Annotated in this window: 24 protein-coding genes, 1 tRNA gene and 1 pseudogene; 20 read left to right on the forward strand and 6 right to left on the reverse strand. The window is 68.6% G+C overall.

All coding sequences use genetic code 11. The annotated features are described in order from the left end of the window. Positions 1–307 (reverse strand): annotated as a pseudogene (locus tag H7I41_RS18825) (hypothetical protein); the annotation flags it as partial. A gap of 201 nt (positions 308–508) precedes the next feature. Between H7I41_RS18825 and H7I41_RS18830 the strand changes: the two are divergent. Both H7I41_RS18830 and H7I41_RS18835 read left to right on the forward strand, forming a co-directional pair. Continuing rightward, positions 509–931, forward strand: coding sequence for a nitroreductase family deazaflavin-dependent oxidoreductase (locus H7I41_RS18830; RefSeq protein WP_264014138.1), 423 nt, complete (start codon positions 509–511; stop codon positions 929–931). A 77-nt stretch (positions 932–1008) separates the two neighbouring features. Continuing rightward, positions 1009–2775, forward strand: coding sequence for a PE-PPE domain-containing protein (locus H7I41_RS18835; protein WP_264014139.1), 1767 nt, complete (start codon positions 1009–1011; stop codon positions 2773–2775). 65 nt (positions 2776–2840) lie between these two features. On the opposite strand, the gene H7I41_RS18840 is transcribed toward H7I41_RS18835, so the two are convergent. The 3 genes from H7I41_RS18840 to H7I41_RS18850 all read right to left on the reverse strand — a co-directional run bounded on the left by H7I41_RS18840 (position 2841) and on the right by H7I41_RS18850 (position 6628). Continuing rightward, entirely contained in the window at positions 2841–5369 is a 2529-nt protein-coding gene (locus H7I41_RS18840) for a hypothetical protein (RefSeq protein ID WP_264014140.1), read from the reverse strand. A 32-nt stretch (positions 5370–5401) separates the two neighbouring features. Then, complete coding sequence (locus H7I41_RS18845; RefSeq protein WP_264014141.1) at positions 5402–6175, reverse strand: peptidoglycan-binding protein; 774 nt, start codon at positions 6173–6175, stop codon at positions 5402–5404. A 377-nt stretch (positions 6176–6552) separates the two neighbouring features. After that, positions 6553–6628: transfer RNA gene (locus H7I41_RS18850), tRNA-Arg, on the reverse strand. A 181-nt stretch (positions 6629–6809) separates the two neighbouring features. On the opposite strand from H7I41_RS18850, the gene argS reads away from it, so the two are divergent. The 8 genes from argS to H7I41_RS18890 all read left to right on the forward strand — a co-directional run bounded on the left by argS (position 6810) and on the right by H7I41_RS18890 (position 17126). Beyond that, the gene (gene argS, locus H7I41_RS18855) at positions 6810–8462 is read left to right on the forward strand and encodes an arginine--tRNA ligase (protein WP_264014142.1); all 1653 of its coding nucleotides are present in this window, start codon (positions 6810–6812) and stop codon (positions 8460–8462) included. Continuing rightward, a complete protein-coding gene (gene lysA / locus H7I41_RS18860) occupies positions 8459–9880 on the forward strand; it encodes a diaminopimelate decarboxylase (RefSeq protein WP_264014143.1) in 1422 nt (473 codons plus the stop codon). Before argS ends, lysA begins: the two co-directional genes overlap by 4 nt. Continuing rightward, positions 9877–11199: a homoserine dehydrogenase gene (locus H7I41_RS18865; RefSeq protein ID WP_264014144.1), complete on the forward strand. Its 1323-nt coding sequence runs from the start codon at positions 9877–9879 to the stop codon at positions 11197–11199. Before lysA ends, H7I41_RS18865 begins: the two co-directional genes overlap by 4 nt. Continuing rightward, a complete protein-coding gene (gene thrC, locus H7I41_RS18870; protein WP_264014145.1) occupies positions 11196–12278 on the forward strand; it encodes a threonine synthase in 1083 nt (360 codons plus the stop codon). Before H7I41_RS18865 ends, thrC begins: the two co-directional genes overlap by 4 nt. Positions 12279–12292: 14 nt before the next feature. Next, positions 12293–13237, forward strand: a complete 945-nt coding sequence (gene thrB / locus H7I41_RS18875) for a homoserine kinase (RefSeq protein WP_264014146.1) — start codon at positions 12293–12295, stop codon at positions 13235–13237. A 279-nt stretch (positions 13238–13516) separates the two neighbouring features. Further along, complete coding sequence (gene rho / locus H7I41_RS18880; RefSeq protein WP_264014147.1) at positions 13517–15709, forward strand: transcription termination factor Rho; 2193 nt, start codon at positions 13517–13519, stop codon at positions 15707–15709. Between the two features lie 86 nt (positions 15710–15795). Continuing rightward, the gene (locus H7I41_RS18885; protein WP_264014148.1) at positions 15796–16521 is read left to right on the forward strand and encodes a DUF8817 family protein; all 726 of its coding nucleotides are present in this window, start codon (positions 15796–15798) and stop codon (positions 16519–16521) included. Continuing rightward, positions 16521–17126, forward strand: coding sequence for a PadR family transcriptional regulator (locus tag H7I41_RS18890; RefSeq protein WP_264014149.1), 606 nt, complete (start codon positions 16521–16523; stop codon positions 17124–17126). The genes H7I41_RS18885 and H7I41_RS18890 overlap by 1 nt, the downstream gene beginning before the upstream one ends. On the opposite strand, the gene H7I41_RS18895 is transcribed toward H7I41_RS18890, so the two are convergent. Further along, a complete protein-coding gene (locus H7I41_RS18895) occupies positions 17087–17692 on the reverse strand; it encodes a TetR/AcrR family transcriptional regulator (RefSeq protein ID WP_264014150.1) in 606 nt (201 codons plus the stop codon). The two genes, H7I41_RS18890 and H7I41_RS18895, sit on opposite strands and share 40 nt — an antisense overlap. A gap of 153 nt (positions 17693–17845) precedes the next feature. On the opposite strand from H7I41_RS18895, the gene fadD1 reads away from it, so the two are divergent. Further along, complete coding sequence (gene fadD1 / locus H7I41_RS18900) at positions 17846–19444, forward strand: fatty-acid--CoA ligase FadD1 (RefSeq protein ID WP_264014151.1); 1599 nt, start codon at positions 17846–17848, stop codon at positions 19442–19444. Here fadD1 and H7I41_RS18905 read toward each other — a convergent pair. Next, the gene (locus H7I41_RS18905; protein ID WP_264014152.1) at positions 19425–19859 is read right to left on the reverse strand and encodes a MarR family winged helix-turn-helix transcriptional regulator; all 435 of its coding nucleotides are present in this window, start codon (positions 19857–19859) and stop codon (positions 19425–19427) included. The two genes, fadD1 and H7I41_RS18905, sit on opposite strands and share 20 nt — an antisense overlap. A gap of 67 nt (positions 19860–19926) precedes the next feature. Between H7I41_RS18905 and H7I41_RS18910 the strand changes: the two genes are divergently transcribed. From H7I41_RS18910 to H7I41_RS18950, 9 genes are all read left to right on the forward strand, one after another. Beyond that, positions 19927–20550: a maleylpyruvate isomerase family mycothiol-dependent enzyme gene (locus H7I41_RS18910; protein ID WP_264014153.1), complete on the forward strand. Its 624-nt coding sequence runs from the start codon at positions 19927–19929 to the stop codon at positions 20548–20550. 116 nt (positions 20551–20666) lie between these two features. After that, positions 20667–20906 (forward strand): 50S ribosomal protein L31, encoded by a 240-nt coding sequence (gene rpmE, locus H7I41_RS18915; protein WP_264014154.1) that lies wholly within the window; start codon positions 20667–20669, stop codon positions 20904–20906. Between the two features lie 87 nt (positions 20907–20993). Then, positions 20994–22064, forward strand: coding sequence for a peptide chain release factor 1 (gene prfA, locus H7I41_RS18920; protein ID WP_264014155.1), 1071 nt, complete (start codon positions 20994–20996; stop codon positions 22062–22064). After that, on the forward strand, positions 22061–22906 hold the full coding sequence (prmC, locus tag H7I41_RS18925) for a peptide chain release factor N(5)-glutamine methyltransferase (protein WP_264014156.1): 846 nt from the start codon (positions 22061–22063) through the stop codon (positions 22904–22906). Before prfA ends, prmC begins: the two co-directional genes overlap by 4 nt. Before the next feature lie 13 nt (positions 22907–22919). Continuing rightward, the gene (locus H7I41_RS18930) at positions 22920–23576 is read left to right on the forward strand and encodes an L-threonylcarbamoyladenylate synthase (protein ID WP_264014157.1); all 657 of its coding nucleotides are present in this window, start codon (positions 22920–22922) and stop codon (positions 23574–23576) included. 31 nt (positions 23577–23607) lie between these two features. Next, the gene (locus H7I41_RS18935) at positions 23608–24822 is read left to right on the forward strand and encodes a glycosyltransferase family 4 protein (RefSeq protein ID WP_264014158.1); all 1215 of its coding nucleotides are present in this window, start codon (positions 23608–23610) and stop codon (positions 24820–24822) included. Between the two features lie 237 nt (positions 24823–25059). Further along, entirely contained in the window at positions 25060–25506 is a 447-nt protein-coding gene (locus H7I41_RS18940) for an ATP synthase subunit I (protein WP_264014159.1), read from the forward strand. Beyond that, positions 25503–26258, forward strand: a complete 756-nt coding sequence (gene atpB / locus H7I41_RS18945) for a F0F1 ATP synthase subunit A (RefSeq protein ID WP_264014160.1) — start codon at positions 25503–25505, stop codon at positions 26256–26258. Before H7I41_RS18940 ends, atpB begins: the two co-directional genes overlap by 4 nt. Positions 26259–26346: 88 nt before the next feature. After that, entirely contained in the window at positions 26347–26595 is a 249-nt protein-coding gene (locus tag H7I41_RS18950) for a F0F1 ATP synthase subunit C (RefSeq protein ID WP_066828954.1), read from the forward strand. Positions 26596–26610: the final 15 nt, after the last annotated feature.

Below are 26610 nucleotides of genomic sequence, written 5' to 3' on the forward strand. Positions count from 1 at the left end.
CTGGGGCAGGGGCGGCGGCCGCGGTGTGAGGCGTGCCGAAGACGAGTGCCAGCGTGGCGGCGACGGCTGCGGCCCCACCGGCAGCGGCGATCAGGGCCGCCGGCCGAAGGGATCGCGACGCCCGCGGGGGCGTCGGATACTCGACGGCGACGGATTCGGCGGACCACGCATAGGGCGGCGGTGCGGCGAGGGCCGGGGTCGGCTGCGCCGCCGTCGCGGCGGCCGGTTCGAAGCGGTACACGCCTGCGGGGCGGGTAGGCGGGTTCCACCAGCTCTCGGTGCGGGTGTTCGGGTCGTATGTGGACATGGGGATGCTCCTCGGTCGTCGGCCTCCAGGGGAATTCCTGACGGCGTCACGCATCCGAAGCTAGGGAGTGCGAACGGCGTTGGCGCGCTTGTGCTCACAACCCGCGCAGCGTGCGAAAAGCCAGTTCTGCGCATTGTGCTCGCCGAATGGAACGAGGTATGCCGCGGAATAGCTCGCGGGGTGGCTGTGGTTGGGTGAACCGTGACCGATCAACCCGAACTGAGCCCCACCGACTGGGTACGCGAACAGACCGAGCGCATCCTCGCGCAAGGCAGCACGGACGGCGTCGAGGTACTCGACCGAGCGGTCGTCCTCTTCACCACGACCGGCGCGCAGTCGGGCAAGAAGCGCTACGTGCCGCTGATGCGGGTCGAGGAGAACGGCAAGTACGCGATGGTGGCGTCCAAGGGCGGCGACCCCAAACACCCGAGTTGGTACTTCAACGTCACGGCCAATCCCGCCGTGACCGTGCAGGACGGCGACAAGGTGTTCACCGGCACCGCGCGCGAGATCGAGGGCGAAGAGCGCGAGCACTGGTGGAAGCTGGCCGTCGAGGCCTATCCGCCGTATGCGGAGTACCAGACCAAGACGACCCGGCAGATCCCGGTCTTCATCGTCGAGTAGTCCGCCCCGGGGCATTTTCGCCTCGGCAAATGTCGGATCCGCCATCGTCACGGCGCGGCATATGTGATCTTTGACACATGCGTAAGGCAATGCAGAGCGTCGTGTTGTTCCTGCTCGGGGCATTGGGAGCCGTCTTCCTCGGCGCCGCGATGGCGATCACAGCTGCGGTCAGCCTCGCTGCCACGGCCTTGATCGTGCCGGGGACGGGCACCCCCGTCGCCGACCTCCCGTACATGGAGAACGTGCGCGATTATTACCTGGGCGACACCGCGTGCCAGCCCGGCAGCTGCACGCTCGAGAGCATCGAGTATCCCGCGTCGTTCTGGCCGATGCCGTTCCCGGGCTGGTGCCGCTCCGGAGCGAACGGATGCGACACGTGGAACGTGTCCGTGGAGAAGGGCGTCGAGGATCTCGACATGAAGATCGACACCTGGCTCGCGCAGAATGCCGACAACGACGAGCGACTCGTCATCTTCGGCTACTCGCAGGGCGGCCAGGTCGTCTCCAACAAGATGAGAGAACTCGCCACGACGCTCACCCCGCAGCAGAAGGAGCGGATTGAGGTCGTGATGATCGGCAGCATCGCCAATCCCGACGGCGGGCTGTGGCCGCGGCTCAGCCCGTTCTCATTGCTCACCCAGGTCCTCCTCGACGCGACGCTGGGTCCGCCGATGATCACGGACAGCGGGCTGAAGACCACCGTCATCGGCTTCGAGTACGACCCGGTGGTGTACTCCCCGAAGTACTGGGGCAACCCTCTTGCGGTGCTGAACGCGCTGGCTGCGTTCGACACCGTCCACGGTCAGTACTTGGCCGGCCCGAACCGCCCGGGCAGTGGATCACTGCCCTACGGGTACACGCAGGCCGAATTGGAGGCGGCGCTCGCCGATCCGGCCAATGTCCGCTACGGCGGTGGCGATCCCGTCAACGGCAACCGGTACATCATGATTCCGGCGAAGTCGCTGCCGCTCGCCGACCTGATCCTGAGTCTGGCCGACTCGGCAGGCATCAAGCCTCTCGTGAAACCGTTCGTCGACCTGCTGGCGCCGATGGCCAAGGTGATCATCGACCTCGGCTATGACTGGAGCGGCGATCCCGACACACCACAGAGCTTGTCGATCCTGCCGTTCAACCCGAATCAGAACTGGCTCGAAGTCGGCGTGAAGCTGATCGCGGCAGCGATCCAGGGCATCGAGGCCTTCCTCGGCAACTTCGGTGTGGACGCCACGGCCGACCCGGCGACGACACAGGAGCCGCTGTCGACGCTCCGGATGGCACCGGCGCCGACCGACGTCGAGACGGTTCCCACCGAGGAGACGCCGGTGCCGCAGGACGCGCTCGGGAAGCTCCGGTTGGTGCCTGATCTCGTCGAGGCACCGAAGGGCGCCCCGATTCCCGTGCCGCAGGTCGTCGACCAGGTGTCCGTTGTCTCGGACGTTGCGCAGGCCGAGATCGTGACCGAGAAGCCGGCGATTCAGCTGGTTCCCGAGGTGCCCCTTGTTCCGCCGGTCGCTGTGCCCGAGAAGACGATCACGCCGGAGGCGCCACCGATGCCGTCGGGCGAATCGGTCGTCATCAAGGGTGACGGCACTATCGGGGATGGCGACAAGAAGGACGTCACGCCCGGAGACGGTGACAAGAAAGACGTCACGCCGGGCGACGTTGAGAAGAAGGACGCGGAAACCGAGGACGGCGACAAGAAAGACGCCGACGCCGAGGACGGCGACGAGAAGGACGCCGAGAAGAACGACGTCGAGAAGAACGACGTCGAGAAGAACGACGTCGAGAAGAACGACGCCGAGAAGAACGACGCCGAGAAGAACGACGCCAAGGCAGCGGCTTGACCGCCCGCCTCGCGGGCGTCGAGTAGTCCGCCATCCATCGAAGCCGGCGGTGACGAGCGCCGCCGCTACCCGGATGTGCTGCCCGACGTGTCGCCTGATCCGCCGGTATCCGACGTGGAGCTGTCCGAGCCCGTGCCGTCCTGCGTGGCGTCCGACGTCGAGTCGGTCGAAGAGTCCTCGGCGCCGGTCGGGGCCTCGGTGGCCGGTTCGGCCGTCGCCGAATCCTCGGGCGCCGCAGGGGCACTCGTGGCCGTCTCGTCGATGGCGGTTTCGGCGGGCGCTGTGGGCGCGGTCGCCCCTGTCGTGGCCGTCGGCTCGGTCACCTGCGTCGACGGTGCCGGTGCCGAAGTCGTGGCGGCCACCGTCGTACTCGGCGCTGTTGTCGTCGGCGGTGCGGTGGACGTCGCTGACGGGAAGGTCCCCGGCTGGTCCTCCTCGATGATGGCCTTGATTTCGTTGGTGAAGGCGTCGAGCTGGGGGGCGATGTCGTCCGGGTCCACCTTGCCCTTCTCGATCTGCGCTTCGTAGGCCTGGATTCGTTCCCAGACGGCGTCGAGCTTCGCGGTGGCGTCCTCCGACAGCGGCTCGTCCAACGTGACGAACAGCTGCCGTGCGAGTGCATAGGTCAGGCAGTTGACGCATTCGTAGTTGAGCGCGCCGGCGAGATTCTGCGGCACCGCGACGTTGTCGTCCGTGGCGTCCTCGTCGATGACGATCACCACCTGGTAGGCGACGGCGACCGCGCCGCACGAGTTGCACGAGGCATAGGCGTGCGCCTCGTTGACGTTCATCGCCTCCGAACCTTCGACGTAGACCATCGCGAACGCCGCCTCGTACTCCATGGTGCCGTCGGTGGTGTTCACCGCGAGGGCCTGGTTGTCACCCGGGTCCGGGGCCAGCGGCTTGTCGACCGGGAACACCCACCCTGTGTCGGCAGCCTGGGCAGCAGCAGGGTTCGCGATGTATCCGCCGCCGCCGTTGCTCTCCACCGCGGTCGGCGCCGCCTTGGGGACGAGGATGACCGCGAGCTGCGGCGAGCTCTGGGTCGGCGGCGGGGTGCTGGTGTCCCAGAGCGCCTGGATGACTCCGCGTTCCCCGCGGACGAGCCGGGTGCTCGCGACCGGCTGCGGCGCCTCGGTGACGGTCCGGGGTTCGCCCAGTCGATCGACGCCGAGCGCGAACGTGATGTCACCGATCGTGCCGCGCTCACTCGCCTGGATGGGCCGGTAGTTCTCCCCGTCGAGCCACGTGACGGCCACCCCGGCCGCCACGGCTGCGCCGCAGATGACGGCCAGCAACCGCAGCGCGGGCTTACCGGCCGTCGCGTGCCGGACGCCCTGGATCACCTGGCGGACGACTCGGATGAGCAGGTAGATGATTCCCGCCATCGGAATCGCTATCGCGACCATGGCGAGCACCCGGGCGGCGGCCTGGATGAAGTCTCCGTCGGTCCAGGCCGCGGCGAACACGTCCTGCTGCTTGTTCAGGCTCGCCCACGCCGTGCCGATCAGACGAGGCAGGGCGTAGACCGCCACGGCGAGAGAAGCGATCAGCAGTGGGACGACGAGCAGCACCCACACGGTCACCACGATTCGGGCCCACGGCTTCAGTGCCCGCGCCCCGGGATCCCGCCACCGCCACGGCAACACGCCGAGCAGCGTCGGCTTGATGCGGCCGTAGAGGTCCGGCACACCCGTGAGGTCTGCCAGGACGTGGTAGCCGTCGAATCGCACCAGCGGTGCGAGCTGACGGAGCATCTGGATGATCTGCGTCGCGACGACCAGGAGCAGCGCGTCGTATCGGAGTCCCAGCCACAGGCCCGTGATCGCCACCGCGACAATGGCGTTGAAGTACAGGCCGCCGAGGTCGGTGCGCAGCCGTCCGGCACGGCCGAGGCGGTAGGAGTCGGTGACGTCGGTGTAGAACGCGGGCCAGACCAGGTACAACCCGAAACCCATGACGCCGGGTGTGGAACCGCCGTACCTGGCGGCGGCCGCGTGCCCGAACTCATGGAAGCCCGCAGACAGCACCGTGACGACGAAGACGAGGATCAGCAGGCCTGGCCGTTCGAATGCGTCGTACGCAGCCGAGGCAAGCCCTTTACGGAAGAACACCCACCAGCAGACGACGGCGAAGGCCGCCAGCACCGGCACGACCACCAGCGGCCGGAACAGGAACCGGAACGGGTCGGTCAGCCTCCGGGTGCGGTCGGGGTCGGTGACGGCGTAACGGAACCGAAGCCCCAGCAGCGGGTTTCGCTTCTCGACGGCGGGTTCGGTGCCGTCCGGCCCGACCAGCAGACCCAGCGGCCGCAACTGCTGATCGCAGAAGTGCGCGACGTTGTCCTCGCTGACGTCCCGGCCGGTCGACTCGGAGACCGCGGCGGCCACTTCTTCCGCATCGCGGCGACCATCGATCTCCCGCAACGTCGCATAGAGCAGCGGGGTCAGCTGGATGGTCTGACCGTCGGCCCGGCGAACCAGGGAGGGCGGGACCCGGTAGCCGGATCCCGCCATCTCCCCGATCAGCTCGACACCGTCCGCGCGACGCAGCAGGGCCTGCGTCGGGCCTGCGCCGTCGGTAGTCGCAGTCACCTGGGTGCTCCTCGTGTCAGCGGGGTGTGGCGTCAGCCGTCAGAGCCGGTGCTGCTGCCCGCGCTGTCGCCACCGGACGTTCCGTCGCCGCCGCTACCGCTGTCGGAATCACTCGAAGTGCCATCGCTTGTGGTGCTGCTGGTCTCACCGGACGTGCTGTCGGGCTGTGTGGTGCCCTGGTCGATGGTGGAGTCCTGAACAGCGTTCGCGCTGGCGATACCCTCGAGCCGCTGATTGATGACCGCATCCTGGTTCGAGAACGCGATGGCGTCCGAATTGGTCGAACCGACGTTCGCGGCGACGGCGGCATCGATCGGCGCGGCCACGTTGGCGTTGGCGGCGACGGCGCCGGCGATCGGCGCCGCGAGGTCGGTGTCGAGATCGACATTGACGTCGACGTTCAGCAGCGGGCCTTCGAGGGTGGCGAGGTCGCCGATCTCCACCGTGCCACTGTCGTCGGGCGGGGGCGGCGCGGGATCGCCGTCGGCCTCGTCGGCCTGGTCGATGTCGCTGGTCTGATCGGCCTGTGCGTAGGCGTCGGCGAGCAGCACCTGGTTGACCGAGGCGGTCTGGATGGTCTCGGCCTGCGCACCGGAGTCCTGCGACAACACGTTGGCCGCCGCGGACGCCTCGAGTGGGGCCGCGACGTTGAGCTGAGCCGCCGCGGCCAGGTCGATCGGTGCGGCCGCGTCGATGAACACGTCCACGTCGACATTGAGGTCGAGGATCGTCACCACCTCTTTGTCCGGGAGTGCGGTGGCGACCTCCGCCTCGATCTCCTCCGGGGTCAGTCCCTGACTACTCATTGCGGTCTCCCGTCGCCGTGCCCGACGTTGCTGACGCCGGAGCTACTGGTCATCAGAATGGTGTCGAGAGACGTACCCACCCGCGGCCAAGATCATTTACCCTTGCGCAGAAAAACTTCAATATCGTTTCCTTAGTCCAGCTAGAAGCGACAATTGCCTAATTAACCTCACCGCGAAACCGCGCATGATTCATCGCATTTCACCGAGGCTTTCCGACAACGTGAAGCGTTCTACATCGACGTAGCTGAGCTACTTCTCGAGCGTTCCGGAAAGGCCGGTGAGTAGACGCCAAGAAAGGTGCCGATCCGCGTACTGCAAGGTGACCGAGCGTGATTGTTCGGTGTAGCAGGCGTTCTGCTTTTCTCTTGCTGAGACTGTGGTGCCCCCGGCAGGATTCGAACCTGCGGCCTTCTGCTCCGGAGGCAGACGCTCTATCCCCTGAGCTACGGGGGCGCACGCGATGCGCCGTTGGGCGAAGACAGATTAGCGCATGGGAGTCGCCCGCTCCCAACCGCTGTTCGGCGAGTGTGCGCCAACGTCCGCAATCCGCGGCGTGTCGCCGTGCGGACGCGCGCGCTCGCCGGGGAGTAATCGATTCGGGCGGTGACCACCCCAGACCATAGGATGGACCCCCGTGACACCCGCCGACCTCGCCGAGCTGCTCAAGTCCACCGCCGCCGCGGTGCTGGCCGAGCACGACCTGGACGCCTCCGCCCTGCCGGCCACGGTCACCGTCGAGCGTCCCCGCAATCCCGAGCACGGCGACTACGCCACCAACATCGCCCTCCAGCTCGGCAAGAAGGTCGGCGCCAACCCCCGTGAGCTGGCCGGCTGGCTGGCGACCGCACTGGCCGACCAGGACGGGATCGCCTCGGCGGACGTGGCCGGGCCCGGCTTCGTCAACCTGCGGATCGAGGCGTCCGCGCAGGGCGTGATCATCGACAACGCGCTGCAGGGCGGCCGGGCGTACGGGCACTCCGCGGTGCTGGCGGGTCAAAAGGTCAACCTCGAGTTCGTCTCGGCCAACCCCACCGGCCCGATCCACATCGGCGGCACCCGGTGGGCCGCCGTCGGCGACGCGCTGGGCCGGCTGCTGGCCACCCAGGGTGCCGAAGTGGTGCGCGAGTACTACTTCAACGACCACGGCGCGCAGATCGACCGGTTCGTCAACTCGCTGGTCGCCGCCGCCAAGGGCGAGCCGACGCCGGAGGACGGCTACGCCGGCAGCTACATCTCCGACATCGCCGCCCAGATACTGCAGAAGGATCCCGAGGTGCTGACGTACCCGGATGCCCAGACGCGCGAGACCTTCCGGGCGATCGGCGTCGATCTGATGTTCACCCACATCAAGCACTCGCTGCACGAGTTCGGCACCGACTTCGACGTGTTCACCCACGAGGACTCGATGCACACCAGCGGCCGCGTCGAGCAGGCCATCGCCAAACTCCGTGAAACCGGCAACATCTACGAGAAGGACGGCGCAACCTGGTTGCGCACCACCGAGTTCGGCGACGACAAGGACCGCGTCGTCATCAAGAGCGACGGCAACGCCGCCTACATCGCCGGCGACCTGGCCTACTTCCTGGACAAGCGCCAACGCGGCTTCGACCTGTGCATCTACATGCTCGGCGCCGACCACCACGGATACATCGCCCGGCTCAAGGCCGCCGCCGCCGCGCTCGGTGATGATCCGGACACCGTCGAGGTGCTGATCGGCCAGATGGTCAACCTGGTCCGCGACGGCCAACCGGTGCGGATGAGCAAGCGGGCAGGCACCGTCATCACGCTCGACGACCTGGTCGAGGCCATCGGCGTCGACGCCGCGCGCTACGCGTTGATCCGGTCCTCGGTGGACACCCCGATCGACATCGACCTCGAATTGTGGTCGTCGGCATCCAGCGAGAACCCGGTCTACTACGTGCAATACGCACACGCCCGGCTCTCCGCACTCGCGCGCAACGCGGCTGAGCTCGGCGTCGTCGCGAGCGCCGAGCACCTCGAACTGCTCACGCACGACAAGGAAGGCACTTTGATCCGCAACCTCGGCGAGTTCTCGAGGGTGCTCAATACCGCTGCGGCCCTTCGTGAACCGCACCGGGTGTGCCGTTACCTCGAAGACCTGGCCGGTGACTACCACCGGTTCTACGATTCCTGCCGGGTGCTGCCCCAGGGCGACGAGGAGCCGGGTGACCTGCACGCCGCGCGGCTCGCGCTGTGCGATGCGACGCGTCAGGTGGTCGCCAACGGGCTGGCCATCCTCGGCGTCTCGGCCCCGGAGCGGATGTGATGGCGCACCCCGCAGGACCCAGGCACGCCGAAGAGGTTCGCCACGGCGGCACGCCGCCACCGCCGCTCGCAGCGGCCGATGTGCTCGAGTTGGCACCGAACGTGTGGCCCCGCAACGCCGTCCGTGGAGCCGACGGGGTTGTGTCGATCGCGGGCGTCCCCGTGACCGACATCGCCGCCGAGTTCGGCACGCCGGTGTTCGTGATCGACGAGGACGACTTCCGCTCTCGCTGCCGGGACATCGCCACGGCGTTCGGCGGCGGTGACAACGTCCGGTACGCCGCCAAGGCTTTCCTGTGCGGCGAGGTCGCCCGCTGGATCGACGAGGAGGGCCTCGCGCTGGACGTGTGCAGCGGCGGCGAACTCGCCGTCGCGCTGCACGCCGGCTTCCCGCCGGAGCGAATCGCGCTGCACGGCAACAACAAGAGCATCGACGAATTGACCGCCGCCGTCGCGGCCGGGGTCGGGCACGTCGTCGTCGACTCGATGATCGAGATCGAGCGCCTCGACGAGATCGCCGGGCGGCACGGCGTCGTGCAGGACGTGCTGGTGCGGGTGACCGTCGGTGTGGAGGCTCACACCCACGAGTTCATCTCCACCGCACACGAGGACCAGAAGTTCGGACTGTCGCTGGCCAGCGGAGCCGCGATGGCAGGGGTGCGGCGGGTCTTCGAGGCCGGCAACCTGCGCCTGGTCGGTCTGCACAGCCACATCGGTTCGCAGATCTTCGACGTCGCCGGCTTCGAGATCGCCGCCCACCGGGTGATCGGCCTGCTGCGCGACGTCGTCGCCGAGTTCGGGGTCGACAAGACCGCGCAGATCGCCACCGTCGACCTCGGCGGCGGCCTCGGCATCTCCTATCTGCCGCAGGATGATCCGCCACCGATGAAGGTGCTGGCCGACAAGCTGCTGACCATCGTGGGCGAGGAGTCGGCCGCGGTCGGGCTGCCCGCGCCCCGGCTGGTCGTCGAACCCGGCCGTGCGATCGCCGGTCCGGGCACCATCACGCTGTATCGGGTCGGCACCACCAAGGACGTCGCGGTCAGCGCTACCGCGCACCGCCGCTACGTCAGTGTCGACGGCGGCATGAGCGACAACATCCGCACCTCGCTGTACGGGGCGGAGTACGACGTGCGGCTGATCTCACGCATCAGCGAGGCCGCGCCGACACTCAGCCGGGTGGTCGGAAAGCATTGCGAGAGTGGCGACATCGTCGTGCGCGACGCATGGATGTCCGACGACGTCGCCCCCGGCGACCTCGTCGGCGTCGCTGCGACCGGCGCGTACTGCTACTCGATGTCGAGCCGGTACAACATGCTGGCGCGGCCGGCGGTGGTAGCCGTCCGGGACGGAAGGGCGCGGCTGATCCTGCGCCGGGAAACGGTCGAAGATCTGTTGAGTCTGGAAGTGAGTTCATGAGTAGTGAGAAAGCCGTCGGCGTAGCCGTTCTCGGCCTCGGCAACGTCGGCAGCCAGGTGGTGCGCATCATCGAGCAGAGCGCCGCCGATCTGGCTGCCCGCGTCGGTGCCCCGCTGGTGCTGCGCGGCGTGGGCGTGCGCCGGGTCGCCGGTGACCGCGGCGTGCCGATCGATCTGCTCACCGACGACATCGAGGGGCTCGTCTCGCGCGATGACGTCGACATCGTCGTGGAGCTCATGGGCCCCGTCGAACCCGCACGCAAGGCGATCCTCGCCGCGCTGGAACAGGGCAAGTCCGTCGTCACCGCGAACAAGGCGTTGATGGCACAGTCCACCGGTGAACTCGCGCAGGCGGCCGAATCGGCCCGCGTCGACCTGTATTTCGAGGCGGCGGTTGCCGGCGCGATCCCGGTGATCCGCCCGCTGACCCAGTCGCTCGCCGGCGATACCGTGCTGCGGGTGGCCGGCATCGTCAACGGCACCACCAACTACATCCTGTCCGCGATGGACGAGACCGGCGCCGACTACGACAGCGCCCTGGCCGACGCGAGTGCGCTCGGATACGCCGAGGCCGATCCCACCGCCGACGTCGAGGGTTACGACGCCGCCGCCAAGGCAGCGATCCTGGCGTCGATCGCCTTCCACACCCGGCTGACCGCCGACGACGTCTACCGCGAGGGCATCACCGCGGTCACCGCCGAGGACTTCGAGTCCGCCAAGGAGCTCGGCTGCACCATCAAGCCACTGGCCATTTGCGAGCGACTCACCACAGACGAAGGGCAGCAACGCGTCTCAGCGCGTGTTTACCCGGCGCTGGTGCCGCTGAGTCATCCCTTGGCCACCGTCAACGGGGCCTTCAACGCCGTGGTGGTGGAGGCCGAGGCCGCCGGCCGGCTGATGTTCTACGGCCAGGGCGCCGGCGGCGCCCCGACGGCGTCGGCGGTGATGGGCGACCTGGTGATGGCTGCGCGTAACCGCGTGCAGGGCGGCCGGGGCCCGCGCGAGTCGAAGTACGCCGCACTGCCGGTGTCGCCGATCGGCTTCATCCCGACCCGCTACTACGTCAACATGAACGTCGCCGACCGTCCCGGTGTGTTGTCCTCGGTGGCAGCGGAGTTCGGCAAGCGTGAGGTGAGCATCGCCTCGGTGCGCCAGGAGGGCATGGTCGACGAAGGCGGCCGCCCCTGCGGCGCCCGGATCGTGGTGGTCACCCACCGGGCCACCGATGCGGCGTTGTCCGAGACCGTCGATGCGCTCGGCGATCTCGACGTGGTGCAGAGCATCAACAGTGTCCTGCGGATGGAAGGCTTCACCGAATGAGCGCACCATCCCGCGCGGTGCACACCCCGTGGCCCGGTCTGATCGCCGCCTACCGCGACCGCCTGCCCATCGGCGACGACTGGGCACCCGTCACGCTGCTCGAGGGCGGCACGCCGCTGATCCACGCCCGACGGCTGAGCGAACAGACCGGGTGCACAGTGCATCTCAAGGTCGAGGGGCTCAACCCCACCGGCTCGTTCAAGGACCGGGGCATGACCGTCGCCGTCACAGACTCGGTGGCCCGGGGTCAGCAGGCGGTGCTGTGCGCGTCGACCGGGAACACCTCGGCGTCGGCGGCTGCGTACGCTGCCAAAGCAGGCATCACCTGCGCGGTGCTGATACCGCAGGGCAAGATCGCGATGGGCAAGCTCGCCCAGGCGGTCATGCACGGCGCCAAGATCATCCAGGTCGACGGCAACTTCGACGACTGCCTGGAACTGGCACGCAAGCTGACCACCGACCACCCCGCGATCGCTCTGGTCAACTCGGTGAATCCCTACCGCATCGAGGGCCAGAAGACCGCAGCGTTCGAGATCGTCGATGCGCTGGGCCACGCGCCCGACGTGCACGCGCTGCCGGTCGGCAACGCAGGCAACATCACGGCGTACTGGAAGGGCTACACCGAGTACCACCGCGACGGTCTCGGTGATCGGCTGCCCCGGATGCTGGGCACCCAGGCCGCCGGCGCCGCACCGCTGGTGCACGGTCAGCCGGTGAAGAATCCCGAGACCATCGCCACCGCCATCCGCATCGGTGCCCCGGCGTCCTGGACGTCGGCCGTCGAGGCGGCGCAGCAGTCCGAGGGCCGTTTCCTGGCCGCCACCGACGACGAGATCCTCACGGCCTACCACCTGATCGCGCAGTCGGAAGGCGTGTTCGTCGAGCCCGCGTCGGCCGCCAGTGTGGCCGGGTTGCTGAAGTCGGTCGAGGACGGCTGGGTGCGCCGCGGATCGACGGTCGTGTGCACCGTGACCGGCAACGGCCTCAAGGACCCCGACACCGCGCTGCGCGGCATGCCGCCGGTCACCGCGATCGCGGTGGACCCGGCCGCAGTGGTCGCCGAGCTCGGCCTGGGCTGACGGGACGATCGTCGGTGACCGAGATTCTGCCCGTCGGGCTGACCGCGACGTCGGTGGTGCCCGCGTCGAGTGCGAACCTCGGCCCGGGCTTCGACAGTCTGGGATTGGCGCTCAGCCTCTATGACGAAATCGTCTTGGAGACAACCGAGTCGGGCCTGATCGTCGAGGTCGAGGGCGAGGGCGCCGGTCAGGTTCCGTTGGATGCGACGCATCTGGTGGTGCGGGCTGTCGAGGCGGGCCTGCGCGCCACGGGGTTCCGCGCGCCCGGCCTGATCGTGCGGTGCCGCAACGACATTCCGCACTCGCGTGGGCTGGGATCCTCGGCGGCGGCCGTGGTCGGCGGACTGGCGGCCGTCAACGGACTTGTCGCGCAGACCGGCTCGACGCCGATGACGCAGGACCGGCTCATCCAGCTGGCGTCGGAGTTCGAGGGACATCCCGACAACGCCGCGGCCGCGGTCCTGGGGGGCGCCGTGGTGTCCTGGACGGAGGCCGATGCCGGTGCGCGGCGCTATGCCGCCGCGCCGCTGCGCCTGCACCCCGGCATCCACCTGTTCCCGGCGATCCCCGAGCAGCGGTCATCGACCGCCGAGACCCGTGTGCTGCTGCCCGAGCAGGTCCATCACACCGATGCCAGCTTCAACGTCAGCCGTGCGGCGTTGTTGGTGGTGGCGCTGACCGATCGGCCCGATCTGCTGATGGCGGCGACCGAGGATGTGCTGCACCAGCCGCAGCGCGGACCGGCCATGCCGGACTCGGCGGAATACCTCCGGCTGCTGCGGCGTTGTGGGGTGGCAGCTGTGCTCTCCGGGGCCGGACCAGCGGTTTTGGGGTTGAGCACCGAGCCCGCCCTCCCGCAGGCCGCCCATGAGTACGGCGCCGCGCACGGGTTCACCGTCGAGAAGATGTCGGTCGGCCGCGGTGCGAGCTGGACGTCCGGCGTTCCGGTCAACAGCTGAGCGCCGCACCCGCCGAATGGCCACGTTCTTGCTTCCGGCTGAGAAGGGGGCTATTCTCGCTCTCGTCCAGCAATCGCAGCGTCTCTGCCTGCGCCGACACTAGGACGACCACTCATTCTCTCGAAATTCCACTCGTGGATTGACGACTCGCAGTCGGGCGGCGAATTCCGGCGATCACCGTTGCACAGGCGGCGGTGGGACCTTCGCGTTCAGCGAATCCGCTGAGCGCAGATGACCCCTTGCGAGATGCGATAGCGAGCGAGGGAAGAAAGGAAATCCGTGACTGATACGGACCTCTTCACAGCTGGTGGCGGCGCCGAGAACGGCGCGCTGTCCGACACTGTGACCCCAGACAACACTCCCGCTGCCGGCGCATCCGCTGACACGCCGGCGGCGGAGACCGCGCCCACGGCCGACGTGGCGTCGGGCGACCGGTCCGCCTCGCTGAGCACCATGGTGCTTCCCGAGCTGCGCGCCTTGGCCAGGCAGATCGGCGTCGAAGGCGCCTCCGGCATGCGCAAGGGCGACCTCGTCGCCGCCATCCGGGCCCGGCGTGAGCAGCAGAACGGCGGCCAGCAGGCCGACACCGGACAGGCCAACGGCCACACCGCCGAGGCGGCTCCGGCCGAGGCGGAAGCGCCTCAGCAGGCGCGGGCACGTCGCGAACGGCGTGGCGCCTCCCGTCGCGCCGGTGCACCCGCAGACGGCGACGCGCAGCAGCCGGCAGCGGCGACCGAGGACAACGCGGACGCCAAGGCCGAGGACAAGCCCGCTCAGGCGGAGTCCGCGGTGACGACCCAGGCACCCGAGACGACCGACGGCGACACGGCGCGCGACCGGCGCGACGACCGCGACAAGGCGCAGGCCGATGGTGCCGCGGAACGCAAGCGTGACAACAAGTCCGACGGCGACCAGGGTGAGCAGAACCGTGGCGGCAACCGCAATGCCGAGAACCGTGGCGACGGCGGCAATCGCGGCGACGGCGGTGGTAACCGTGGCGACGGCGGCAACCGCGGCGACGGCGGCGGAAACCGTGGCGACGGCGGCGGCAACCGTGGTGATGGCGGCGGTAACCGCGGTGGCAATCGCAACGCCGACAACCGCGGCAACCGCAATGCCGACAACCGCGGCGACGACAACCGCGGTGGCAATCGCAACGCCGACAACCGCAACGACGACAACCGCAACGACGACAACGATGACGACGAACGCGGTGGCCGGCGCGGCCGCCGGTTCCGCGATCGCCGGCGTCGCGGCGAACGAGGCGCCGAGGGCGGCGGCGCCGGTGGCGGTGACACCGAACTCCGTGACGACGACGTCGTGCAGCCCGTCGCAGGCATCCTCGACGTGCTCGACAACTACGCCTTCGTGCGGACATCCGGCTACCTGGCCGGCCCCAATGACGTGTACGTGTCGATGAACATGGTCCGCAAGAACGGCTTGCGCCGCGGCGACGCGGTGACGGGCGCGGTGCGGGTGGCCAAGGACGGTGGTGACGGCGGCAATCAGAATCAGCGGCAGAAGTTCAACCCGCTGGTCCGGTTGGACAGCGTCAACGGCGGCCCGGTCGAGGACGCCAGGAAGCGGCCCGACTTCAACAAGCTGACGCCGCTGTACCCGAACCAGCGGCTGCGTCTGGAGACCACCCCGGACCGGTTGACCACCCGCGTCATCGACCTGATCATGCCGATCGGCAAGGGTCAGCGCGCCCTGATCGTCTCGCCGCCCAAGGCCGGTAAGACCACGATCATGCAGGACATCGCCAACGCGATCACGGTCAACAACCCGGAATGCCACCTGATGGTCGTGCTCGTCGACGAACGGCCTGAAGAGGTCACCGACATGCAGCGTTCGGTGGTGGGCGAGGTCATCGCCTCGACCTTCGACCGGCCGCCGTCAGACCACACCCAGGCCGCCGAGCTGGCGATCGAGCGGGCCAAGCGGCTCGTCGAGCAGGGCAAGGACGTCGTCGTGCTCTTGGACTCGATCACCCGGCTCGGCCGCGCGTACAACAACGCGTCGCCGGCCTCGGGTCGCATCCTCTCCGGTGGTGTGGACTCCACCGCGCTGTACCCGCCGAAGCGATTCCTCGGGGCGGCGCGCAACATCGAGTTCGGCGGCTCGCTGACGATCATCGCCACCGCGATGGTGGAGACCGGTTCGACCGGTGACACGGTGATCTTCGAGGAGTTCAAGGGCACCGGCAACGCCGAGCTCAAGCTCGACCGCAAGATCGCCGAGCGCCGGGTGTTCCCGGCGGTCGACGTGAACCCGTCAGGCACCCGCAAGGACGAGTTGCTGCTCTCGCCGGACGAGTTCGGCATCGTGCACAAGCTGCGCCGGGTGCTGTCCGGTCTGGACAGCCATCAGGCCATCGACCTGCTGATGAGCCAGCTGCGGAAGACGAAGACCAACTACGAGTTCCTGGTGCAGGTCTCCAAGAACACCCCGGGTTCGGTCGACAACGACTGACGACATCTCGGAAGAAGAGCCCCCGCCTTACGGCGGGGGCTTTTCTTCGGCTCGCCCCGGTACTCAAAGTTGAGTAGCCTGGCGACATGGCCACGACAACGATCCCGATGCTGCCCTGCGTCGCGCCGGACCAGACCGTCGAGTTCTTCAGCGCGCTCGGCTTCGAGACGATCTACAGCCAGACCCGTCCGTACCTGTCGCTGTGGTTCCGGCGCGCCGAACTGGAAATCCAGTACGTGGGGGCGCCGACGAACCTCGACCCCGCCGAAGAGTGTTCCGGTGGTTGCGTGGTGATGGTCGACGACCAGGAGGCCCTGGCCGCACTGCACGACGACTTCACCGTCGCGCTGCGCCGCCAGTACGGCAAGGTGCTCGCAACGGGCAGGCCCCGGATGACCTACTTCCGGCCGGGTCAGACCCGGTTCTCCGCGGTCGACCCATCCGGCAACAATCTCGTCTTCATCAGCCGCGACGAGCCCATCGAACTCGAGTACGGCGGCTCGGCGGCGCTGACCGGTCTGGCCAAGGTCATCGACAACGCGCGGATCTTCCGCGACTTCAAGACCGATCCCCCAGCGGCCGCCCGCGCGCTCGACTCCGGGCTGCGCCGCCACCGTGCCGACGCGCCGTTGCGTGACGTCGCCCGCGCGTTGGCCGCCCGCGCGGAAATCGCCGTCGCGCTGGGGGACCGGGCGCGCGTCGAGGAGATCGACGCCGAACTGAACGCCTTGCCACTGAGCCAGGCCGACCGGGCCGCACTCGCCGACGACCTGGCGGCGGCCGCCCGGCTGGAACGCTGGCTGTCGGACTGATGTCGACCGTCCGCCTGCTCGTCCTGGGCGTCGTGCGGATGCACGGCGCCGCGCACGGCTATGCCGTCCACCGCGAGCTGACGTCGTGGCGGGTGGACACCTGGACCAAGGTGAAGCCGCCGTCGATCTACCACACGGTCAAACAACTGGCCCGTGAGGGCTTTCTGCAGGACATCGGCCGCACCGAGAACTCACGCGGGCCGGCTCGGGTCGAGTACCTGGTCACGGCGACGGGGGAGCGGGAGTTCTTCCGGCTCCTCGAGGCGGCCCTGCTCAACCCGGACATCGAGGAGTTCGGCGCCGGAATCGCCCTCATGCGCTTTCTGCCCAGGCGCCGGGTCCTCGAATTGCTCGAGGCGCAACTGGGCGTCACGCGGACCATCGGCGATGAGCTGCAGGACTTGAAGGCGCAGTGGCCCGACCCGGCCGAGCCGCCGCACGCACAGCACCTGCTCGACCTGTGGCGAGGAACGTTCGCTGCCACCTCGGACTGGACGGCGCAGATGCTCGCCCGGGTCGCCGGTGGTGAATTCACCTTCGCCGACGACGCCGGGCCGCGCGGCGATCAGAGCGCGGGATCTGCCCGCAGACCGGGCATCACGTAGCGCCGGACGTGGGTGAGCATCGCTACCGGGTCGCCGGCGTCGAGCGTGTTTCCCGGCACCGTCGCGAGTGAGAGGATTACCCGCGCAACCCATTCCGAAGCCTCGGCGATGTCCGTACCGGCGTGGATCTCGCCTGCGTCGCGGGCGGCGACCAGGTAGCGGGACCAGAAGTCGGCGAGGTCGGGCACCAGGCCCGCCACACCCGCGCCCGCGCACGCCGCGAACTCCTCGGGTTCGTCGATCCGCAGCTTCATCAGCAGCGCGCCGGGGTCGTCGTAGGCGGTGCGGCCGTGCCTGATACCCGCGACGAGCTGGCGGTCCAGGCCCGTCACCGACTCCAGCATCGCGTGGGCCTGCGACCAGTACGCGTCGTTGAGGCGCACGATCGCGGCGCCCAGCAGCGACACCTTGTCGGGGAAGTGCCGGTACAGCCACCCGCGCGACACCCCGGCCTGTTCGGCCACCTCCGACACCGTCGTCGCGCGAATGCCGTTGACGCGCAGACACTCCTCGGCGGCGTCGATCAACCGATCGCGCACCGTCGGGGTGGGCGTGCTCGCCGTCACCTGCGTGTCCCTTCCGCAATCCGCCGCGGGGTCGCCCGCGTCGGATGCATTCTGCCAAGTGACGTGCCGTGTGCAATTCGCGGCACCGCAATGGTAGACAACCATGGTAGACACTTCTGCAAATCTGTTCACTACTCGACGAGGCGGCCGGGCATGACGGAAACCCTGCAGCAGCTGCTGCGTGAACGTGCCGACCGGGAGACGGTCGCGGTGCGGCACGGGGAGCGCAGCTGGACCTGGCGCGATCACATCGCCGACGCGAGCGCCCAGGCGTCGGCGCTGATCGCCGCAGCAGACCCGCAGCGGCCGCTTCACGTCGGAGTCCTGCTCGGCAACACCCCCGAGATGCTGACCGCGCTGGCCGCCGCCGCCCTGGGCGGCTACGTCCTGTGCGGTGTCAACACCACCCGCCGAGGCGACGCACTGGCGCGCGACATCGCCCGGGTGGACTGCCAGATACTGCTCGTCAACGCCGAACACCGTCACCTGGTCGAAGGCCTCACGCTGCCCGGTGTCACGGTTTTCGACACGTCGAGCGCCGAGTGGACGCAACGCCTTGCCGCCGCGCCCGCACTGACACCGCACCGGGAGGTCGCGCCAGACGACACCTTCATGATGATCTTCACCTCCGGCACCAGCGGAGAACCCAAGGCCGTCGAGGTTCCGCACTCGATGGTGCTGTTCGCAGGCAGCGCGCTGGTGCAGCGCTACGAACTCGGTCCGGACGACGTCTGCTACCTCGCGATGCCGCTGTTCCACTCCAACGCGGTGTACGCCGGCTGGAGCGTCGCAGTCGGCGCCGGGGCCGCGATGGCGCCGGCGTCCTTCTCGGCATCCCGCTTCCTCACCGACATCCGCCGCTACGGCGTCACTTACATGAATTACGTCGGCAAGCCGCTGGCGTACATCCTGGCCACCCCCGAGCAGCCGGACGACCACGACAACCCGCTTCGTATCGCCTTCGGCAACGAGGCCGCCGATCGCGACATCGAGGCCTTCGGCCGGCGCTTTGGCTGCACGGTGTGGGACGGGTTCGGCTCCACCGAGACCGCGGTGATCATCACCCGGCCCGACGACTGCCCAGCGGGGTCCATCGGCCGCGGCTTCCCCGGCGTGGCGATCCACAACGCAGAGACCCTGCAGGAGTGCGCGGTGGCCGAGTTCGACGCCACCGGTGCGCTGATCAACGCCGAAGAGGCGGTGGGGGAGCTGGTCAACACCGCGGGCAGCGGGCTGTTCCGCGGCTACTACAACGATCCCGGCGCGACGGCGGACCGGATGCGGCACGGGATGTATTGGTCCGGGGACCTGGCCTACCGGGACGCCGAGGGATGGATCTACCTTGCGGGCCGTACGGCCGACTGGATGCGCGTCGACGGCGAGAACTTGACGACCGCGCCGATCGAGCGAATCCTGTTACGGCTGAGCGTGATCAACAGGGTCGCGGTGTATCCGGTGCCGGACGACCTCGTCGGCGACCAGGTGATGGCCGCAGTGGTGCTGCAGGACGACGCGACGCTGACGCCGGCGGAGTTCGAGGCGTTCCTCGCCGCCCAGCTCGACCTGTCGCCGAAAGCGTGGCCCCGTTATCTGTGGATCGCCGACGACCTGCCGAGCACGGCCACGAACAAGATCCTCAAGCGCGAACTGGTGGCCCGCGGGACGGATCCGGAGGGCAGGCTGCTGTGGAAGCGCTCAGGGACCCGTTACGCCCCGCACGGCCAGCCGGCGGTCAGCGGTACGGATCGGTGATCTCGCGCAGCGACATCAGCATCCCACGCAGCTGTTCGTAGGCTTCCGGGCCGACGTGGGTGCGCCATTCGGCCTCCACCTTGGCGACCTCGCCGGCTGCCGCCGCACACAGTGCTCTGCCTCTGGCGCTGAGTGTCACCAGGCGTGCCCTCGCGTCAGCCGGGTCGGGTCTGCGCACGACGTAACCGCTCCGCTCGAGTTCGTCGATCAACGCTCCCGCGGTCTGCTTGGTCACCTGTGCCTGCTCGGCGAGTTCGGTGACGCGGATGCCGTTCGGGCTCAACCTCTGCACGATCCGACACTGCGCCACCGTCAGATCGTCGAAGCCCGCGGCCCGTAACGCCTGAAAGATCTGTGTCTCGGCGGCGCGATGCGCGATGAACAACAGGGTCGCGGTGTTGGGCGCCTCGGTCACCCCGTTGACTTTAGTACGGGATCCTGTCTATATTTCGTCAGGAATCCTGACTAAAAGGAGGCTCGCCGTGGACACCGACACGATCTGGCACCACATCGACACCGAGCGGGCCTCCCTGGCCGACTTTCTCGAGACGCTCGACGCAGACCAGTGGGCGACACCGTCGCTGTGCGCCGGGTGGACCGTCCGCGACGTCGCCGTCCACATCACCCAGTCCGGCGCCCCATGGCGCCGCCTGGTGCGCGAGGTGCTGCGATCAGGTTTCCGCTTCAACGCGATGGTGCACCGGGTCGCGCGCGAAGATCCCAGCACGCCCGAGGAGATCGTCGCGACGCTGCGCGCCATGGCGGGCAGCCGGCGGCGCCCACCGGGCACCGCCGTGGCGGACCCGCTGATGGATGCGCTGGTGCACGGTCAGGACATCGCCGTACCGCTGGGCGTCGACCGCCCGATGCCGCCCGCCGCCGCTGTCGTCGCGGCCCGGCGGGTGTGGGACATGGGCTTCCCCATGCACGCGAAGAAGCGATTCGCCGGGGTCGAGTTCACCGCCACCGACGCCGACTTCCACGTGGGCAGCGGCGAACAGGTGCAGGGACCGATCCGCGACATCCTGCTGGTGCTCTCGGGCCGGCGCGCGGGCCTGCCCGGCCTGTCGGGCCAAGGAATAGCGGCAGCCTCCGCCGGTGTTTAGGAGGTTGGCGGCTGACCTGGCATAATCGACCGCTAGTCACCCTCGGTTCCGGTTCACGCCTGATCTACCAGGTCAATGGCAGGCGACCCGGCGGCCAACGAATGAAGAGGACACCAATGAAGACGGGAATCCACCCCGAATACGTCGAGACCACCGTCCAGTGCGGCTGTGGCAACTCGTTCCAGACTCGCAGCACCAAGGGCAGCGGCCAGATCGTGGTCGAGGTCTGCTCTCAGTGCCATCCCTTCTACACCGGCAAGCAGAAGATCCTCGACAGCGGCGGCCGCGTCGCCCGCTTCGAGAGGCGCTACGGCAAGCGCGCCGGTGCCGCGGACAAGAAGGCCGCCGACAAGTAGCTGCCCTTCCGACGCCCGTTCTGTCGCTGTCAGCGCAGGCCGGGCGTCGGTTGCGTTACGGGGACGTGAGAGAGGAGATCGGCACACATGAGCGCACCCACCGCGGTCGACGCGCTGATCGCCGAGCACGCAGACCTGGAGCGCCAGCTGTCCGATCCGGCGCTGCACGCCGACGCCGCGCGGGCCCGCAAGGCCGGCCGCCGCTTCGCGCAGCTCGCGCCCATCGTCGCCACGCACCGAAAGCTGGAGGCCGCCCGAGGTGACCTGGAGGCGGCCCGCGAGCTGGCCGCCGACGACGACTCGTTCGCCGCCGAGGTGCCCGAACTCGCCGCCAGCGTCGACGCGCTGGAGACCCAGCTGTCCGACCTGCTGGCCCCCCGGGACCCGCACGACGCCGACGACATCGTCCTCGAGGTGAAATCCGGTGAGGGCGGCGAGGAGTCGGCCCTGTTCGCCGCCGACCTGGCCCGGATGTACATCCGCTACGCCGAACGGCACGGCTGGACCGTCACCGTGCTCGACGAGACCACCTCGGACCTCGGCGGCTACAAGGACGCCACCCTGTCGATCCGCAGCAACGGCGACTCGGCCGACGGCGTCTGGTCGCGACTCAAGTTCGAAGGCGGTGTGCACCGGGTGCAACGGGTGCCCGTCACCGAGTCGCAGGGCCGGGTGCACACGTCGGCCGCGGGCATCCTGGTCTACCCCGAACCCGAAGAGGTCGAGCAGGTGCAGATCGACGAGTCCGATCTGCGCATCGACGTCTACCGGTCGTCGGGCAAGGGCGGTCAGGGCGTCAACACCACCGACTCGGCGGTGCGCATCACCCACCTGCCCACCGGCATCGTCGTCACCTGCCAGAACGAGCGGTCCCAGCTGCAGAACAAGGCACGCGCCATGCAGGTGCTCGCCGCGCGCCTGCAGGCCGTCGCGGAGGAACAGGCGCAGGCCGACGCGTCCGCCGACCGGGCCAGCCAGATCCGCACCGTCGACCGCAGCGAACGCATCCGGACGTACAACTACCCGGAGAACCGCATCGCCGACCACCGCATCAACTTCAAGGCGCACAACCTCGATCAGGTGCTCGACGGCGACCTCGACGCGTTGTTCGACGCGCTGGCCGACGCCGACAAGCAGGCCCGACTCAACAAGGCATGACGCGGATGCGTGAGGCGATCGACGAGGCCGCGGCGACGCTCGCCGCGGCCGGCATCGGTTCCCCGCGCGTCGACGCAGTGGATCTGGCCGCCGAAGCGGCCGCGACCGACCGCGGCCGGGTGGCCCTGATCGACACGGTCACCGACGACGTCCTGGAGCGCTACCGCGAACTGATCGCCGCCCGCAGCCGGCGGATACCCGTGCAGCACCTGGTCGGCACCGCGGCGTTCGGGCCGGTGCAGGTCCGCGTCGGCCCCGGCGTGTTCATCCCGCGACCCGAGACGGAGTCGCTGCTCGAATGGGCGCTGGCCCAACCGCTCGGTGAACACCCGCTGATCGTGGATTTGTGCACCGGATCCGGTGCGCTGGCGCTGGCGCTGGCGCGAATCCGGCCGGACGCGCGGGTGGTCGCCGTCGACGACAGCGAGGCGGCCCTCGAATATGCCGCGCAGAACCTGGCCGGCACCGCCGTCGAATTGGCTCACGCCGACGTGACCGTCCCGGGTCTGCTGCCCGACCTCAGCGGCCGCGTCGACCTGATCGTCGCCAATCCGCCCTACATCCCCGACGGAGCGGTGCTCGAACCCGAGGTGGCCGACCACGATCCCGCGCACGCGCTCTTCGGCGGGCCCGACGGCATGGCGGTGATCCGGCCGATCATCGACCTGGCGGCGCGCCTGCTGCGGCCCGGCGGGCGGTGCGGCATCGAACACGACGACACCACCTCGGCGCAGACCGTCGCGGCGTTCACCGACCACGGCGGATTCACCGACGCGATGGCGCGCCGGGACCTGGCCGGACGGCCGCGCTTCGTCACCGCGACCCGGAGGCCGACGACATGATCGGGTGCATGACATGACCGGCAACTTCGACTGCACCGACCCCGGCGAGCGGGACGCCGGGATCGCCGCCGCGGTCAACGCGCTCAAGGGCGGGGGACTGGTAGTGCTGCCCACCGACACCGTCTACGGCATCGGCGCGAACGCCTTCGACAGCTCTGCGGTGGCCGCACTGCTGGCCGCCAAGGGCCGTGGCCGCGACATGCCGGTGCCCGTGCTGGTCGGCTCGTGGCACACCATCGACGGGCTGGTGTACTCGGTGCCGCGCACCGCCCGCGAACTCATCCGGGCATTCTGGCCCGGCGCGCTGAGCCTGGTCGTGCGGCAGGCGCCGTCGCTGGCCTGGGACCTCGGCGACGCCGACGGCACCGTCATGCTGCGGATGCCGCTGCATCCGGTGGCCATCGACCTGCTGCGCGAAGTCGGCCCGATGGCGGTGTCCAGCGCCAACATCTCCGGCAGCCCCGCCGCCGTGACGGCCGCCGACGCCCGCGCCCAACTCGGTGACAAGGTGGAGGTGTACCTCGACGCCGGGCCGTCCGCCCAGCAGGCGGCGTCCACCATCGTCGACCTCACCGGCGCCCATCCGCGCATCCTGCGCGTCGGTCCGGTCAGCGCCGAGTCGGTCGCCGAGGTCCTCGGCGTGAACACGGAGAGCCTGCTCACCGAGTGAGCCGGCCCGGTTGCAGTACGGTGGCGCGGTAATGACAGCAGTGCTCGATCATGCGTCGCAGGAGCTGCTGGCGCTGTCCGACCGTGGTGCGGGCGTCCCGCTGCGCGAGCTCGCACTCGTCGGCCTGACCGCCGCGATCATCACCTACTTCGCCACCGGTTGGGTGCGCGTGCTGGCCACCCGCCTCGGCGCGGTGGCCGTGCCCCGCCAGCGCGACGTGCACGTGCAGCCGACGCCCCGGATGGGCGGGCTGGCGATGTACGTCGGCGTCGCCGCGGCCGTCCTCCTCGCCTCCCAGCTCCCGGCACTGACACGGGGCTTCGTCTACTCGACCGGCATGCCCGCGGTGGTGGTGGCGGGCGGGCTGATCATGGCCATCGGCCTGATCGACGACCGCTGGGGACTGGATGCGCTGACGAAGTTCGCGGGCCAGATCACCGCCGCCAGCGTGCTCGTCACGATGGGGGTGGCGTGGAGCGTGCTCTACATCCCGATCGGCGGCGTCGGCACCATCGTGCTCGACCAGGTCTCGTCGATCCTCCTCACGCTCGCGCTGACCGTGGCGATCGTCAACGCGATGAACTTCGTCGACGGTCTTGACGGTCTGGCCGCCGGCCTGGGTTTGATCACCGCGTCCGCCATCTGCATCTTCTCGGTCGGACTGCTCCGCGACCACGGCGGCGACGTGCTGTTCTATCCGCCGGCGGTCATCTCCGTGGTGCTGGCCGGCGCCTGTCTGGGATTCCTGCCGCACAACTTCCACCGGGCCAAGATCTTCATGGGCGACTCCGGATCGATGCTCATCGGCCTGATGCTCGCCGCGGCGTCGACCACCGCGGCGGGCCCGATCTCGCAGACCGCCTATGGCGCGCGGGACGTGTTCGCGCTGCTGTCGCCGTTCCTGTTGGTGGTGGCCGTCATGTTGGTGCCGGCCCTCGACATGCTGCTGGCGATCATCCGGCGCACCAGGGCCGGGCTCAGCCCCTTCAGTCCCGACAAGATGCATCTGCACCACCGGTTGCTGGAGATCGGCCATTCGCACCGCCGGGTGGTGCTGCTGATCTACCTATGGGTGGGCATCATCGCTCTCGGCGCGGCGAGCACGATCTTCTTCGACCCTCGACACACCGGCGCCGTGATGCTGGCGGCCATCGCGGTGGCGATCGTGGCCACTCTGATCCCTCTGCTGCGGCGCAGGCAGGACCCCGTGGAAGTGCCCGATCCGGTCATGTACGACAAAAAGTAGTAGGCCCGGTTTAGGGCCACCTACCATGTGGTACCTTTCCCTGCAGAACCCGAAAAACCTCGCGGGTTGCCGGCCCCCGGGTCGTCGGTTTCACAGCCGGACGACACGGAAGAACGACCGACAAAGGGAGCTGCCCCTTGGGTGATTCCAGCGAGACTTTGGCCCTCCGATACGCTCGGCAGGCACTCACAGGAACATCGGGACAACTTCTCAGATTCGCGGGATTGAGGTGAAGTCGTGACGACGCCAGCGCAGGACGCGCCGTTGGTGTTGCCCGCAGTTGCTTTCCGGCCGGTGCGCCTGCTCGTCATCTGTGCGGTGCTGGCCGGTCTCGCGACGCTCGGGACCGCCCTGCTGGGATATCCGATGGTCGGAGCGTTCTTCGCGATCGGGCTCGCGCTCGGGTTGATCAACGCGCTGCTGATTCAGCGGTCGGTCGAGTCCATCACCGCGAAGGACCATCCGCTCAAGCGCAACATGGCCCTCAACTCGGCCACCCGCCTGCTGGTGATGACCGTGGTCGGACTCACCATCGCCTACATCTTCAAGCCCCAGGGACTGGGTGTGGTCTTCGGCATGGCCCTGTTCCAGGTCATCCTGGTGGCCTCGACCGCGCTCCCGATCGTCAGGAAACTCAAAGCCCAAGCAGCTGACGGACTCGAAGGAGAGACTCCACAGCAATGACGCAGACCATCCTGGCCGCCGAGGGCGGCATTCAGGTCGGCCACCACACCGAGGCCAACTGGTTCGGGCTGACGGTCAACACCGACACGATCCTGTCCACGGTGATCGCCGCCGCGATCGTCCTGGGTCTGGCGTTCTTCCTGCGGGCCAAGGTCACCTCGACCGGCGTGCCGAACGGCGTGCAGCTGTTCTGGGAGGCGCTCACCGTCCAGATGCGCAATCAGATCGAGAGCGCCATCGGGATGAAGATCGCGCCGTTCGTGCTCCCGCTGGCCGTGACGCTGTTCGCGTTCATCCTCGTCGCCAACTGGTTGTCGGTGCTGCCGGTGCAGTACTCCGACGAGACCGGCATCCACGAGTTGCTCAAACCGGCGGCATCGGACATCAACTTCGTGCTGGCGCTGGCGCTGTTCGTCTTCATCGCCTACCACGCGGCCGGCTTCTGGCGCCGTGGCGTGCTCGGCCACCCGAAGAAGCTGCTGAAGGGCCACGTCGCGATCCTTGCGCCGATCAACCTCGTCGAGGAGCTGGCCAAGCCGATCTCGCTGTCCCTCCGACTCTTCGGCAACATCTTCGCCGGCGGCATCCTGGTCGCCCTGATCGCACTGTTCCCGCCGTGGATCATGTGGGCACCGAACGCGATCTGGAAGATGTTCGACCTGTTCGTCGGCGCGATCCAGGCCTTCATCTTCGCGCTGCTGACCATCCTGTACTTCAGTCAGTCCATGGAACTCGACGAGGACCATCACTGACCGCCTGATCGACCGCGCCAACCGCTTTACCGCACGAGCACGACCCACGTCCTGGTAGGCCACTACCAGTTATCAAGGAGGATAAGGAATGGATCCCACAATCGCTGCCGGCGCACTCATCGGCGGTGGACTGATCATGGCCGGCGGCGCCATCGGCGCGGGTATCGGCGACGGTATCGCCGGTAACGCGCTGATCGCCGGAATCGCCCGTCAGCCGGAGGCGCAGGGTCGACTCTTCACGCCGTTCTTCATCACGGTGGGTCTGGTCGAGGCCGCGTACTTCATCAACCTGGCGTTCATGGCGCTGTTCGTGTTCGCCACCCCGGTCGGCGCCTGATAACAACCCTGGAGT

This window comes from [Mycobacterium] manitobense, from assembly GCF_025821665.1.
Classification (GTDB): Bacteria; Actinomycetota; Actinomycetes; order Mycobacteriales; family Mycobacteriaceae; genus Mycobacterium; species Mycobacterium arseniciresistens.

What these genes read in the sequence shown, in the direction of transcription:
- H7I41_RS18835 (WP_264014139.1), top strand. Translation starts at nt 1,009, where the DNA reads ATGCGTAAGGCAATGCAGAGCGTCGTGTTGTTCCTGCTCGGGGCATTG.
- H7I41_RS18845 (WP_264014141.1), bottom strand. Translation starts at nt 6,175, where the DNA reads ATGAGTAGTCAGGGACTGACCCCGGAGGAGATCGAGGCGGAGGTCGCC.
- H7I41_RS18865 (WP_264014144.1), top strand. Translation starts at nt 9,877, where the DNA reads ATGAGTAGTGAGAAAGCCGTCGGCGTAGCCGTTCTCGGCCTCGGCAAC.
- thrC (WP_264014145.1), top strand. Translation starts at nt 11,196, where the DNA reads ATGAGCGCACCATCCCGCGCGGTGCACACCCCGTGGCCCGGTCTGATC.
- H7I41_RS18885 (WP_264014148.1), top strand. Translation starts at nt 15,796, where the DNA reads ATGGCCACGACAACGATCCCGATGCTGCCCTGCGTCGCGCCGGACCAG.
- H7I41_RS18890 (WP_264014149.1), top strand. Translation starts at nt 16,521, where the DNA reads ATGTCGACCGTCCGCCTGCTCGTCCTGGGCGTCGTGCGGATGCACGGC.
- fadD1 (WP_264014151.1), top strand. Translation starts at nt 17,846, where the DNA reads ATGACGGAAACCCTGCAGCAGCTGCTGCGTGAACGTGCCGACCGGGAG.
- rpmE (WP_264014154.1), top strand. Translation starts at nt 20,667, where the DNA reads ATGAAGACGGGAATCCACCCCGAATACGTCGAGACCACCGTCCAGTGC.
- prfA (WP_264014155.1), top strand. Translation starts at nt 20,994, where the DNA reads ATGAGCGCACCCACCGCGGTCGACGCGCTGATCGCCGAGCACGCAGAC.
- prmC (WP_264014156.1), top strand. Translation starts at nt 22,061, where the DNA reads ATGACGCGGATGCGTGAGGCGATCGACGAGGCCGCGGCGACGCTCGCC.
- H7I41_RS18930 (WP_264014157.1), top strand. Translation starts at nt 22,920, where the DNA reads ATGACCGGCAACTTCGACTGCACCGACCCCGGCGAGCGGGACGCCGGG.
- H7I41_RS18935 (WP_264014158.1), top strand. Translation starts at nt 23,608, where the DNA reads ATGACAGCAGTGCTCGATCATGCGTCGCAGGAGCTGCTGGCGCTGTCC.
- atpB (WP_264014160.1), top strand. Translation starts at nt 25,503, where the DNA reads ATGACGCAGACCATCCTGGCCGCCGAGGGCGGCATTCAGGTCGGCCAC.
- H7I41_RS18950 (WP_066828954.1), top strand. Translation starts at nt 26,347, where the DNA reads ATGGATCCCACAATCGCTGCCGGCGCACTCATCGGCGGTGGACTGATC.